Origin of the sequence: Mesorhizobium shangrilense, from assembly GCF_040537815.1 — a bacterium.
Classification (GTDB): Bacteria; Pseudomonadota; Alphaproteobacteria; order Rhizobiales; family Rhizobiaceae; genus Mesorhizobium; species Mesorhizobium shangrilense.
Genome location: NZ_JBEWSZ010000005.1, coordinates 64372 through 77115, shown reverse-complemented (window position 1 = coordinate 77115; position 12744 = coordinate 64372). Strand labels below are relative to the sequence as shown.

Below are 12744 nucleotides of genomic sequence, written 5' to 3'. Positions count from 1 at the left end.
TTAGCGGCGATTTCCGCCGAGATTGTCCGGCTGCCGGCCGATGAGCTCAGGCCTCGAGACCATGGTGAGCTGTGCCGGGTCCTCGCCCGCCATGCGCCGCAGCAGAAACTCGCCGAGCTTGCGGCCGAGAAGTTCGATCGGCTGGTAGAATGTCGTGATCGGCGGGGTGAAGTAGGCACTGACGTTGATATCGTCATAGGCGATGACGTCGACATCCACCCCGACGCGCCGGTCAAGGCTACCCACCGCCGAGAGGACGCCGAGCGTAGTGGATTCGTTGATGCAAACCAGGGCCGTGGGCGGATTGGGCAAGCCAAGAAGCCTGAGCGCGCTGTCACGGCCGAAGCGGGTGGACAGATCGCCGTCGGCCACAAGGTCCGTCGATGCGGCAAGCCCCGCCTCGTCAAAGGCCCGTGAAAATCCGTCAATCCTGTCCAGGGCGTAGGAAAGGCGACGATCCGCGTTGATCAGGGCGATACGTCTATGTCCGCCCGCGATCAGTCGCGCAGTGGCGGTGAACGCCGCCCATTCATTGTCGACATCGACATGGGCGTAGATGAGGGGCTTGCGGCAACGGCCGAGTGACACGAAGGGAAAGCCGCTTTCCACCAGCATGTCGATGCGAGGGTCGTCGGCCAGCACGCCGGAAAAGATCAGGCCGTCGGCCGAACTCTGGTCGACGATGCGGCGGGCAATGTCGAAGGCATCGCCAAAATTCCGGAAGCCGTGCACGGACAGCTGATAGTCGCTGCCTTCCAGTGCCTGGCTTATGCCGCTGAGAATCTGCGTATATTCGACACCGTCCCATTCATAGCCGACGGCAGTCGTTATCGGCATCAGCACCGCCGCCCGATAGGTCTTGCCTGTCCGCAGCGCCATGCCTCGAGCATTCGCCTGGTAGCCCAGTTCCTGCGCCGCGGCGACGATGGCGTCCCTTGTCGGTTGCGCGACGACGGGCGAACCCCGCAGGGCCTTGGAGATGGTGGCGATCGAATAACCGGTATGGGCCGCCAACGTCTTGATCGTTGGCGAAAGCGCTCGGTTTTCGGGTTTTTTGCTCTCGACCATGACCGGTTGTTATCCTGAGGTCAGGATTCGTATCATCGAATAAAAACGTTTTCAACAAAATAAAAACGTTTTTATTTGTACGTATAAGGAAACTGCGAAAGGGTGGCGATGTGCGGAGGCCGCGCATCACCACCTCTTTCAACCGGCGAACACCGCCATGTGCAGGAGCCCAAGGGCACGCGCTTCGGCAACCCCGGTAAGTCGCTTCGCTCTCTGGTCTCAGCGGGCCGGCGGCGCGTACATGATGCCGCCGGCGTTCCACAGCGCGTTGAGGCCCCGCGCGATCTTCAGCTCGCTGGACTTGCCCAGATTGCGCTCGAAAATCTCGCCGTAATTACCCACCTTGGCGACGATGTTATAGGCAAAGGCGGCATCGAGCCCGAGTTGCTGGCCATTGTCGCCTTCGACGCCGAGGAACCGGCGGACCACCGGATTCTGCGATTTCAGCGAGGCTTCGGCATTGGCCTGGGTGATGCCTTCCTCCTCGGCTTCGACCAGCGAGAACAGGGTCCAGCGCACGATGTTGAACCATTTGTCGTCGCCCTGGCGCACGGCCGGTCCAAGCGGCTCCTTCGAGATGATCTCGGGCAGCACCGTGTAGGCGGTGGGATCGGTGAGTTTCAGGCGCTGCGCATAGAGTGCCGACGCGTCCGTGGTGTAGACATCGCAGCGGCCGGTATCGAACGCCTTGATGATGCCATCCGCCGAATCGATGACGACCGGCTCGTATTTCAGCTTGTTGGCGGTGAAATAGTCGGCGACGTTCTGCTCTGTCGTCGTGCCCTGTTCGGCGCAGATCGTCGCGCCGGAGAGTTTCAGGGCGCTGTCGACGCCGAGGTTCTTGCGCACCATGAAACCCTGGCCGTCATAATAGGCGGCGCCGACGAAATGGATGCCGAGGCCGCTGTCGCGCGACAGCGTCCAGGTCGACTGGCGCGACAGGAGGTCGACGGCTCCCGACTGCAGGGCGGTGAAGCGCTCCTTGGTCGAGAGCGGAACGTAATTGACCTTGTCGGCGTCGCCAAACACCGCGGCCGACACCGCGCGGCAGAAATCGATGTCGAAGCCGGTCCATTTCCCCTGGTCGTCAGGCGACGAGAAGCCGGCGACGCCCTGGCTGACGCCGCAATTGACAGCGCCCCGCTGCTTGATGATGTCGAGCGTATCCGCCTTCGCCGGCACGGCCATGGCGGCCGAGCCGAGCAAGAACGCAGTGATCAATGCTTTCATGGTTTCCTCCCTCTATGAGGCAAAGCCTCTCCTCCCGCCGGCGCTACGGCGCCGGAAGTTCACAAACCTGCTGTCTTCATGTTCTGTCCGCATGCCCAGGCATGCGGGCTTGCGCTACGCCCTTTCCGCCAGAACCGAGGCGAAGGTTTCATCGAGAACGCCGACCAGATGGTCCGCATTGGCTCGGCTGAAGATCATTGGTGGACGCATCTTGAGCACGTTGTCATGCGGGCCTTCGGTGCCGATCAGAACGCCGCGTGCCCTGACCCCGTCATTGATGCGGCGGGCAAGCGCGGTGGCCGGCGCCTTGGTCCTTCGGTCCTCGACCAGTTCGATACCGAGAAAAAGCCCCATGCCGCGCACATCGCCGATGATCTCGTAGCGCGCCTGCAATTGCCTGAACCGCGCGACGAGATAGTCGCCGATCTCGGCCGCGTTCTGCCGCAGGCCGTCCCGTTCGATGACATCGAGCACCGCAAGCCCCGCCGCGCAGGAGACAGGGTTGCCGCCGAACGTGTTGAAATACTCCATGCCATTGTTGAAGGAAGCGGCGACCTCTGACGTCGTCACCAGGGCAGCCATCGGGTGGCCATTGCCGATCGGCTTGCCCATGGTGACGATGTCAGGCGTGACGCCTTGGGTTTCGAAAGCCCACCAGTGGCTGCCGACCCGGCCGAAGCCGACCTGCACCTCGTCGGCGACGCAGATGCCGCCGGCCGCGCGCACCATCGCGTAGACTTCCCGCAGATAGCCTTGCGGCAGGAACACTTGGCCTGCGACGCTCGGGATCGATTCGGCGAGGAAAAGACCGGGCGCGCGGCCCTGTTTCGCCATATCAGCGATCTGCTCGGCGATGCTTTCGGCGAAGCGCTTCGCGTGCTCGGCCAGCGGCCACTCGTCCGGCGCGCGATAGCTGTCCGGGATGACCGCCTCGAACACATGTGCGGGCCGGCCCTTGCCGCCCTTGCGCTTGTATTTATAGGGGCTGAGATCGATCAGCTCCTGCGTGGTGCCATGATAGGCCCAGTCGAGCACGATCGCCTCGTTGCGGCCGGTGTGGTTGCGCGCCATGCGCAGCATCAGACTGTTGGCCTCGCTGCCGGAGCAGGCGAAGGAGGCGACCGACAGGCCGGCGGGCAGCGTCGCCGTCAGACGCTCGGCATAGGTGACGATGGCGTCGTGCAGATAGCGCGTGTTGGTGTTGAGTTTTGCTGCTTGTCTGGCGATCGCCTCGACCACGTCGGCATGGGCATGGCCGAGGTGGCAGACATTGTTGAAGCAGTCGAGATAGGCGCGGCCGCGATCGTCGATCAGCCACGCGCCTTCGCCGCGCACGAACTTGATCGGCTCGGAATAGGAGATGGATAGATTGGGCAGCAGCGACGCCTTGCGTGCGGCGACAATCTCGGGTCGGGTCCGGCCGGTTTGGTGGAAGATTTCCAGCGGTATACCGGCGAGTTCGGCGGCATCCGGAAACAGTTCTTTCCATACGGCGAGATAGCGCGACTCGCCGACACCAAGGATATCGCGGGCGGCGAGGCTGGCGTCGGTCGATATCTGGAAATGCAGATGCGGCGCCCAGCCGCCATTTTCTGTTGCCTTACCCATTTCGCCGACATGCGCACCCGCTTCGAGACGGTCACCGGCTTTCAGCCTTGTGCCCGCCTCATGCGCGAGATGCCCCCACAGGGTGACGAAAGCCGGGCAGCCCTCGGGCTCGTGGTGCAGGGCAACGAGGCAGCCATAGCCGAGCGGGTCCTCCTCGATCTCGACGCTCTTCACCGTCGCCGGGAGCGGCGTGTAGAGTTTCGTGCCGGCCGGCATGAACAGGTCGAGGCCAAGATGGTGGGCGCGGCGGGCGCCTTCGACGAAGCGGGACCGGAAGATGTCGCTGGTATAGACCGTGCGCTCCTCGCCCCACGGGCCGATGCCCAGCGCAATGCCATTCTCGGCGCAATATCTGTCCCACCACGCGGCCGCCTTGTCCGGTTCCCGCGCGGCCGAGGTCACCGTCATGGGATGGTGAGGATCACCGTAAGGCACGATCGCCTTGGCGAGTGTCGCCGGATGCCGGTCGAGTATCCCAGCCAGGTGCTTGCGGTTCGCGCTGATCCAGCGGGTCACGGCGCTCGCGCCTGGAGCGGCATCGAAGCCGCAGGCATGGCGCAGGATCGCCGTGGCAAAACGCCGGTTCATCGCACTCATACGCCGCAGCAGCCGCCAGGCCGGCGCCTCGCTGATGGCAAGGTATGGATTGTCGGCGGTCCGCTCCTTGCGCGCGGCCGAGAGCGTCACGGAGGTCACGAGCCGCATGGCGATAAGGTCGAAGAGAAGGTCCACCTCCTCCTCGCGCAACGGATATTCGGTGTGGAACCCGGCAACCAGACGGGCCGCGTCACCAATCGGATCCTCGGCATCGAGGATGGCATAGGCGCAGGCAACGGCGACCTCGGCGATCAGCACGCTGTACAAGGCGTCGCCGAAGTCGATCAATCCGGCGACGCGCTCCGGCTCTGCCGGATCGACCAGTACGTTCCAGTCGTTGGCGTCGTTGTGGATCACCTGCGCCCTCAATGCGGGCAACCGTGGCGCCACCTCGGCATCGAAGTGATCGAGAAACCCGGTCAGCAGGGCACGATCCCTTTCATCGTCGATGTGGTGCAGGCGCGCGCGCGCGGCACCCGCTTGACGGATGTCCCAGTCGAAAGAGCGCAGCGCGCCGGGATGGATGAACCCTTGCAGGGCATGGTCGAGCCGGCCAAGCGCGCCGCCGAGGCTTTCAAGCAGGCCTGGCGTGGACTGGCATTGGGCGAGCGGCTGGCCGGGAAGCCACGACACCAGGCGCAGGGCATGGTTTTCGCCGCCGGCGCCGGAGACATGGGCGAGCGGCGTACCTCGCACCGTTTTCCTGAGGCGTGGCACGGCGAGGCCATTCGCGTTCTTCGCGAGATGGTCGAGCAGCGCCGTCTGGAATTCGCTCTCACTGCCCGGCTCGCTGGCGTTGACGATCTTGAGGATCCAGAGCGACTTGTCACGGGCGATGAGCTTGAAATTCTGGTCGCGCTCGCTGTCGAGCGGCGTGACACTGCCGGCAAGGCCGAAATGCCCGGCGGCAAGCTCGACGGCTTCACTGGCTGAGAATTGCGGCGCTGGGTGGGAGACGTCGGTCATGCGGAATCCGGATTTGCTTTGATGCAAGCTTGGCATGGGCCTAAAAAACGGGCATCCGGCAAAGCGTCGGTTGCGCCGTCACAATGACTGCTTTGACCGGCACTTTAACGGAACCACTGGGAGCGTGGCGCAATGAGGGAACTGGACGCCAAGGACCGGGACATTCTCGGCATCCTGTCGAAGGAAGCCCGTATCCCGCTGAAGACACTTGCCGGGCGCATCGGCCTGTCGCGCAGCGCGACCAGCGAGCGGGTGGCTGTGCTGGAGAAGAGCGGCGTCATCCGCGGCTACCGGGCCGATATCGGCCAGATGGACAAGGGGATGGTCGTCGCCTTCCTGTTTGTGACGCTGGTGCGCACGCCATCGATCGGCATCCTCGATCAGCTGGCGCGTTTTCCCGAGGTGCGGCGGGTGTCATCGGTCAGCGGCCAGCTCGATCTCATCGTCGAGGTCGAAGTGCCGTCGATCGATCGGCTGAACACGCTACGCGACGCCATTGCCAGCCATGGAGGTGTCGAGGATCTCACAACAGCGATCGTTCTGCGCCGGGATATCGAACGCGCCGCTGGCTGAATGCCGCCTGCCGCATCGTCCGCATTGGCCCTGATTCCGGCGTCCCGCCCAGAAACGCCTATTTGGCGATCTCCAGCAGGGACGAAACAAGCAACTGGCGCTCCTTCTGCGAAAGGACGTCCGCATCGAAGAGGTTCATGCTGCGCAGCCCCTCAATGGCGATGAAGCAGACTAGCAGTGCCTTGAGGCTCGGCGTCTCTCCCTTCAGCCGTTCGAAAAGCTGCCGCTTGAACGATTTGATCGGCGCCAGGAAGTCGGGATCCTCGGCGATCGCCGAAAAAATCCACGACGCTGACGGCTGCGTATCCCCGCAATCATTGGCAGAGAGCCTGACATAGGCGGCAAGCGGGCTCTCGCCGCTGACGTCGCTTGTCCGGGCGGATTCCAGTGCCAGCTCGAACTCGCGCAGATACTCCTCGACCAGCCCTTGCATCAATTTCGCCTTGGTGGGGAAATTATACAACAGTCCGCCTTTCGACACCCCGGCACGGCTGGCGACTGCGTCCAGCGACAGGCTTCCAGGCCCGGTTTCTCGCGCGACATCGGCTGCCGCGGCGAGAATTTTCTCACGCGAATTCGGTCTTTGAGCTTTCATGGCGCCTCCCATCGCAAGCTTAGGCCCAATTGACAAGACCGTCCAGACGGTACAGTAAGTTCGCCATCATTTGAAATCGGGGCCGTCCATGAGTATGTGTCCCGCCACCCGTGCTTTTTGCCGGGATCGACTGAGGGGTCTTTCTTGTTCAAATATGTAATCCGCACACTCGTCATTGGCTTGATTTTGCTCGTGCTCGTGGTCGTGGTCGGCGGCATCGTCGGCTTCAACTTCTTTCGTGACAACGCCATCAAGCAGTACTTTGCCACGATGAAGCCGCCGGCGGCGACCGTGTCGACCACCATCGCCAAGCCATCGAGCTGGACGCCAGGCGTCGAGGCAATCGGCACGGCCAACGCCGTGCGCGGCGTCGAGCTCACGGTAGAGACCACCGGCATCGTCAAGGACATCCTCTTCCACGCCAACCAGAAGGTTGCGAGCAATGCGGTGCTCCTTCAGTTGGACGATGCCGTCGAGCGCGCGGATCTCGAAGCGACGAAGGCACAGGCGGCTCTCGACCAGACGTCGCTTACCCGCGCCATGGAACTGCAAAGGCGAGGCGTCGGCTCGGACGTGACGCTTGACACGGCGCGCGCAACAGCTTCGGCGTCCGCTTCGCAGGTGAACAAGCTGCAGGCTGTGCTCGACCAGAAGCAACTGACGGCGCCTTTCGCGGGCACGGTCGGCATTCCGAAGATCGATCTCGGCCAGTATCTGGCGCCCGGCACTTCTGTCGTGACGCTGCAGGATCTCGATACGATGCGGGTTGATTTCTCCGTCCCGGAACAGGATCTGCCGCGATTGAAGATCGGGCAAACGGTCAAGCTCGGCATCGGCGGTGCCGACATGCCCTATACCGGCACTATCCACGGCATCAACCCGAAGATCGATCCTTCAAGCCGCCTGGTGACGGTCAGGGCAGAGGTGGCCAACACCGAAGGCAAGCTGACGCCCGGGCAGTTCGTGCAGGTGCGCGTCGTACTGCCCGAAGAAACCAACGTGCTGGCTTTGCCACAGACGGCGCTGACATCAAGCCTCTACGGCGACTACATATTCGTGGTGCATCCGGCCAAGGCCGCGGAGGCGGCTCCCGCGGACAAGCCTGCCGATGCAGCGAAACCTGCGGCCGATCCTGCCAAGCCAGCGGACCCGGCGAAGCCAGCTGCCACGAAGCCTTCGGCTGACGCTTCCGCCAAGCCGGCGGATACTGCCTCGGCCGATCCGGCCAAACCCGCCGCCGACGGCGAGAAGCCGGCGCTCGTCCTGTCACAGGTGTTCGTAAAGCCCGGTCGTCGCAACGAGGGCATGGTGGAAATCCTGGAAGGCCTTGCGGCCGGCGACGAAGTCGTCACCGCCGGTCAGAACCGGCTTTTCAATGGCATGTCCGTTGCCGTCGACAACACGATCGATCCGACCAAGTCGGCGAATAAGCAGGCCAACCAGCAATGAGTTTTTCCGATATCTTCATCCGCCGCCCGGTCCTTTCGACCGTGCTTGCCTGTATGATCCTGCTGCTCGGATTCCAGGGCATCTTCAACCTGTCGATCCGGCAGTATCCGAAGGTCGACGAAACCGCGATCACCATCACGACGGCCTATCCCGGCGCCAGCGCCGACCTGATCCAGGGCTTCATTTCCGCCCCGATCGCGCGCGCCGTCGCCTCGACCGAAAACATCGACTACGTCACATCGTCGAGCCGTCCATCCTCCAGCACCGTGACGGTGCAGATGAAGCTCGGCTCCAATCCGGACGTCGCGCTCACCGAAGTGCTGTCCAAGGTCCAGGGCGTACGCGGCACCTTGCCGGATGCGGCAAAGGACCCCGTCATCGTCAAGGGCACCGGCCAGCAGTTCGCGATGATGTATATCTCGATGCAGAATCCGAACATGACGAAGGAGCAGCTGACCGAGTATATCGAACGCGTCATCCGGCCCCGTATGTCGACCGTCGAAGGCGTCGCCGACGTGCAGATCTTCGGCGCCCAGGAATACTCGATGCGGGTCTGGATTGATCCGATCAAGCTTGCCGCGCGCGGCGTAACGGCGTCGGAAGTGCTGGTAGCGATCAACAATTCCAACTTCCTCTCGGCGCCCGGCAACACCCAGAACGAGTATGTCGTGTCGTCGATCACCGTGCACTCGACGCTGCAGACGCCGGAAGCTTTCGCGGCACTTCCGCTGCGTTCGACGGACGGCAATGTGGTGCGGCTGCGCGACGTGGCGCGGGTGGAGCTTGCCGCCGCGAACACCGACACAAGGGTGAGCTTCAACGGCAAGCCCGGCACCTTCCTTGCCATCTTCCCGACACCGGCCGCCAACCCGCTGACCACGGCGGCGGCGCTCACCAAGCTCGTGCCGCAGATTCAGGAGACGCTGCCCAAGGGCATGACGATCGAGGTCGTCTACGACGCGACCGGGCAGATCAGCGCCTCGATCGACGAGGTGTTCAAGACCATCGCCGAGGCGGTGGCCATCGTTGTCGTCGTGATCCTGCTTTTCCTCGGCTCGTTCCGCTCGGTGCTGATGCCGATCGTGACCATCCCGCTGTCGCTGATCGGCGTCTGCTTCCTTCTGTTTGCGGTGGGGTATTCGATCAACCTGTTGTCCTTGCTGGCCATGGTGCTGGCGATCGGCCTCGTCGTCGACGACGCCATCGTGGTGGTGGAGAACATCCACCGCCACATGGAGGAAGACCACATGTCGCCGATGCAGGCGGCATTCAGCGGCATGCGCGAGATCGCCTCGGCCATCGTCGCCATGACGATGACGCTGGCCGCCGTGTTCGCGCCGCTCGCCTTTACCGGCGGCCTGACCGGCGCGCTGTTCCGCGAATTCGCGGTGACCCTCGCCGGCTCAGTGGTGCTGTCGGGTATCATCGCCATCACCATCACGCCGATGATGGCGGCCCGGCTGCTCAAGGCCGGGGAACCCGGCCGCTTCCAGCGCATTGTCGACGGCGTCTTCTCGCGGGTCGAACACGTCTATGAGAGGGCGGTCACCGGTTCGCTGAACTATCGCCCCGTGACGCTGATCATCGTGCTGGCGCTTGTCGGCGTGACAGGCTTCATGTTCACCAAGACATCAAGTGAACTGGCGCCGGAAGAGGATCAGGGCTTCCTGCTCTCGATTGTGACCGCGCCGCGCTATGCAACGTCGGATTACACCGAGACATACGTCGACCAGATTCTCGGTCTGGTGAAGGATATTCCGGAGACGCGGGCGCAGTTCTCGGCCGTCGCCTTCGGTGGCACGACAAACAGCGCCTTCGTCGGCTTTGCCTTCAAGGACTGGGCGGAGCGCAAGCGCAGTTCGAAGGAGCTGCAGGCCGACATCACGGCTCGTATCGCCAAGGTTGCCGGCGTCGAGGCCTTTGTCTTCGCGCCGCCGACATTGCCAGGATCCGGCGGCGGCCTGCCAATCTCGATGATCGTGCGCTCGACCGGCGATTCCTCCGAAGTGTACGAGGCGGCGGAGCAGATCAAGAACAAGGCGCAGGCTTCCGGCCGCTTCATCGTCGTGCAGAACTCGATGGCCTATGACGCGCCGCAGGTGACGGTGACCATCGACCGCGATCGTGCCGCGGCCCTCAACCTGCCCATTGCCGATATCGGCCGGACGTTGACCCTGCTCGTCGGCGGCGCGGAGGTGGCGCAGTTCGACCGAGACTCCAACAGCTACGACATCATTCCGCAGGTGCCCCAGGAGTTCCGCGACAATCCCGAGAAGCTCGGCCAATACTTCGTGCGCAGCGTGACGGGAGAGATGGTGCCGTTGTCGGCGGTGGTGAAGATTTCGACCAATGCGTCGCCTGCCGCCATCGAACAATTCAACCAGCTGAACTCGGCAACGATATCCGCGCTGCCGCTGCCAGGCGTCACCACCGGTGATGGTTTGAAGGCGCTGGAGGATATCGCCAGGGAAAGCCTGCCCGATACCTTCTTCATCGACTATTCCGGCCAGTCGCGGCAGGAAAAGGAGCAGGGCAACACGATCCTGATCGCCTTTGCCGCGGCGGTTGTCGTCATCTACCTGGTGCTGGCGGCACAGTTCGAAAGCTTCCGCGATCCACTGATCATCATGATGTCGGTGCCGCTGTCGATCTTCGGCGCCATCGTGCCGCTCAACCTGGGCCTGGGGACGCTCAACATCTATACCCAGGTCGGCTTGATCACGCTGATCGGCCTGATCACCAAGCACGGCATTCTACTGGTGGAGTTCGCCAACCAGCAGCGCGAGGCGCATGGCATGCGCAGGCGCGATGCGATCATCGCTTCGGCCAAGGTCCGCCTGCGGCCGATCCTGATGACGACGGCGGCGATGGCGCTGGGCGTCGTGCCGCTGATCGTCTCCAGTGGTGCGGGTGCGGCGGCACGCTATTCGATGGGCCTGGTGATCTTCACCGGCATCCTGGTGGGAACGATGTTCACCCTGTTCGTGGTGCCGATGTTCTACACCTTCATCGCCAGCAAGGACTTGCCACGGCACGCCGAGAAGCCGGATCCGAAACTGATGCCGGTGACGGCGGATTGATGAAGACAAGGAAAGGCCGGGGATTCCCGGCCTTTTTCTTCAGCGGCCGTGGCCGCCGTCAGGCTCTTCAACCGCTCACTTGACGATCAGGATGCTGGTGTTGGCCGGGCCAAAAGTCTCGACGAGCTGGTAGAAATCGGCGGCATTATCGGGATGCAGTCGGACGCAGCCATGCGAGGCCGGCTGGCCAAGGCGCTTGACCGCATAGGTCGCATGCACCGCATAGCCACCGCTGAAGAAGACGGAATGTGGCATCGGCGCATTGTCGTACTTCTTCGAGTACCACATCTCGTGCATGCTGGTCGGCTTGAAAGAGCCGGTCGGCGTGACATGCGCCCTATCACCGGTCGAGACCTTCCACGCGAAGGTCGGGCGCCCATCGACCGAGACTTCCATGATCTGCTGCGAGAGCGAGACAACTGCCACAACCTTGTTGGCAACCGCCACAACCCTGTTGGCGGCGTGGGCGGCACCACACTCGGCACCGACGAGAAGAGCCGCGCCCGCAAGAGTGGCGGCGGTGATGTTGATGAGCTTGGCGGAAATGATCGTCTGCAAGATGTCCCCTATCTGCCGGCACGACCGGCTCCAATTCAGTGGCCGGGTCTATCGCAACCTGGTGTTTCGGGACAATTTCGTATGAGTCGCTGTTTTGTTTCGAATGTGTTTCAAAATCCACTAAGGAAAAACAAACGAAACAGACCAGATCACTTGGCTGTGCCGGCTGCTTTTCAACCAAGTGCAACTGAAAATCTGATTTTATTCAAACGAAAGCGCGAATTTACCTGATATGAAAGAAATTTGCCAGATCACGAAACCAATTGGCAACAAAGCGATGATCCGGCGGCATGATGCGGATACACGCGCCCCGCAAATTTGGTCCAACGAAACAATTGGCTCCAAACCCATGAAATCGAACGAGATGTTCTGGCTTGCAGGGACAAGCATCATAGTGGCGGTCGTCGGTGGCGTCGGCATTGTAGGCGGCCATCCCGCGGAGTTGACACAAAGCGAGGTTTCGACGCTTCACGCCATTTTCTACATCGCCACGGTCTGGATCATATCCAGCCTGCGCATAACCCGGCTCAAGGCCCTCTGGCGGGTCGGCCTCGAGCTAATGGGAATGCGCGGCCCCTCCGGCAACTTGCTGCCGAGAGGACCGAAGGCCCGCGCCGCGACGGGGGGCTCCGCCAGCGGCGCGGGCGCTTCGGGGGTTACCCTGAAGCAGGCATCGGCCGGAGGACCGGAGTCGGTCTTCGATGAGCAGGATGCGTAGTCGGGTCGGGAGCCATGCCCCATGGGCGCATGGCTCCCAATGAACCGAGAGATGGCGCGCTAGAGGCGCCGGATTTTCGGGAAGGAATATTCAAAGAAGTCGTATCGACATGTGAATTTGAGGAGCCACTGCCATGAGAACGAGATTTGCCGCTTCAGTGCTTTCAGCGCTGCTCTATGCACAAGGCCTGCTGGGCTTTGCTGGCCTCGCCACCGTGCTCCTCAAGGATCGTGCCCATGCCGGCCAACTCGCTGTTGACAGCGACATGCCGGCGGGCCCTTCGCTTCTCGTGGTGCGCTGAG

General features: G+C 62.6%; 10 protein-coding genes. 5 read left to right on the top strand and 5 right to left on the bottom strand.

Going from position 1 to position 12744, the window contains the following annotated elements; translation table 11 throughout:
- From ABVQ20_RS32555 to ABVQ20_RS32545, 3 genes are all read right to left on the bottom strand, one after another.
- Positions 1-1068 carry a LacI family DNA-binding transcriptional regulator gene (locus tag ABVQ20_RS32555; RefSeq protein WP_354463818.1) on the bottom strand — a complete coding sequence of 356 codons (1068 nt, stop codon included), beginning with the start codon at positions 1066-1068 and terminating at the stop codon, positions 1-3.
- Positions 1069-1287: 219 nt separating this feature from the next.
- Positions 1288-2298 carry an amino acid ABC transporter substrate-binding protein gene (locus ABVQ20_RS32550; RefSeq protein ID WP_354463817.1) on the bottom strand — a complete coding sequence of 337 codons (1011 nt, stop codon included), beginning with the start codon at positions 2296-2298 and terminating at the stop codon, positions 1288-1290.
- A 114-nt stretch (positions 2299-2412) separates the two neighbouring features.
- Positions 2413-5469, bottom strand: coding sequence for an aminotransferase class III-fold pyridoxal phosphate-dependent enzyme (locus ABVQ20_RS32545; RefSeq protein ID WP_354463815.1), 3057 nt, complete (start codon positions 5467-5469; stop codon positions 2413-2415).
- A gap of 132 nt (positions 5470-5601) precedes the next feature.
- On the opposite strand from ABVQ20_RS32545, the gene ABVQ20_RS32540 reads away from it, so the two are divergent.
- Positions 5602-6042, top strand: a complete 441-nt coding sequence (locus tag ABVQ20_RS32540) for an Lrp/AsnC family transcriptional regulator (RefSeq protein WP_354463813.1) — start codon at positions 5602-5604, stop codon at positions 6040-6042.
- Between the two features lie 58 nt (positions 6043-6100).
- Here ABVQ20_RS32540 and ABVQ20_RS32535 read toward each other — a convergent pair whose 3' ends face one another.
- Positions 6101-6637, bottom strand: coding sequence for a TetR/AcrR family transcriptional regulator (locus tag ABVQ20_RS32535; RefSeq protein ID WP_354463811.1), 537 nt, complete (start codon positions 6635-6637; stop codon positions 6101-6103).
- 144 nt (positions 6638-6781) lie between these two features.
- On the opposite strand from ABVQ20_RS32535, the gene ABVQ20_RS32530 reads away from it, so the two are divergent.
- Both ABVQ20_RS32530 and ABVQ20_RS32525 read left to right on the top strand, forming a co-directional pair.
- Complete coding sequence (locus ABVQ20_RS32530) at positions 6782-8086, top strand: efflux RND transporter periplasmic adaptor subunit (RefSeq protein WP_354463810.1); 1305 nt, start codon at positions 6782-6784, stop codon at positions 8084-8086.
- A complete protein-coding gene (locus ABVQ20_RS32525) occupies positions 8083-11166 on the top strand; it encodes an efflux RND transporter permease subunit (RefSeq protein ID WP_354463809.1) in 3084 nt (1027 codons plus the stop codon). The genes ABVQ20_RS32530 and ABVQ20_RS32525 overlap by 4 nt, the downstream gene beginning before the upstream one ends.
- A 75-nt stretch (positions 11167-11241) precedes the next feature.
- Here ABVQ20_RS32525 and ABVQ20_RS32520 read toward each other — a convergent pair whose 3' ends face one another.
- A complete protein-coding gene (locus ABVQ20_RS32520) occupies positions 11242-11724 on the bottom strand; it encodes a L,D-transpeptidase (protein WP_354463808.1) in 483 nt (160 codons plus the stop codon).
- Positions 11725-11956: 232 nt separating this feature from the next.
- On the opposite strand from ABVQ20_RS32520, the gene ABVQ20_RS32515 reads away from it, so the two are divergent.
- Positions 11957-12442: a hypothetical protein gene (locus tag ABVQ20_RS32515; protein ID WP_354463807.1), complete on the top strand. Its 486-nt coding sequence runs from the start codon at positions 11957-11959 to the stop codon at positions 12440-12442.
- A 133-nt stretch (positions 12443-12575) separates the two neighbouring features.
- A complete protein-coding gene (locus ABVQ20_RS32510; protein ID WP_354463805.1) occupies positions 12576-12743 on the top strand; it encodes a hypothetical protein in 168 nt (55 codons plus the stop codon).
- Position 12744: the final 1 nt, after the last annotated feature.

What these genes read in the sequence shown, in the direction of transcription:
- ABVQ20_RS32555 (WP_354463818.1), bottom strand. Translation starts at nt 1,068, where the DNA reads ATGGTCGAGAGCAAAAAACCCGAAAACCGAGCGCTTTCGCCAACGATC.
- ABVQ20_RS32550 (WP_354463817.1), bottom strand. Translation starts at nt 2,298, where the DNA reads ATGAAAGCATTGATCACTGCGTTCTTGCTCGGCTCGGCCGCCATGGCC.
- ABVQ20_RS32545 (WP_354463815.1), bottom strand. Translation starts at nt 5,469, where the DNA reads ATGACCGACGTCTCCCACCCAGCGCCGCAATTCTCAGCCAGTGAAGCC.
- ABVQ20_RS32540 (WP_354463813.1), top strand. Translation starts at nt 5,602, where the DNA reads ATGAGGGAACTGGACGCCAAGGACCGGGACATTCTCGGCATCCTGTCG.
- ABVQ20_RS32535 (WP_354463811.1), bottom strand. Translation starts at nt 6,637, where the DNA reads ATGAAAGCTCAAAGACCGAATTCGCGTGAGAAAATTCTCGCCGCGGCA.
- ABVQ20_RS32525 (WP_354463809.1), top strand. Translation starts at nt 8,083, where the DNA reads ATGAGTTTTTCCGATATCTTCATCCGCCGCCCGGTCCTTTCGACCGTG.
- ABVQ20_RS32515 (WP_354463807.1), top strand. Translation starts at nt 11,957, where the DNA reads ATGAAAGAAATTTGCCAGATCACGAAACCAATTGGCAACAAAGCGATG.
- ABVQ20_RS32510 (WP_354463805.1), top strand. Translation starts at nt 12,576, where the DNA reads ATGAGAACGAGATTTGCCGCTTCAGTGCTTTCAGCGCTGCTCTATGCA.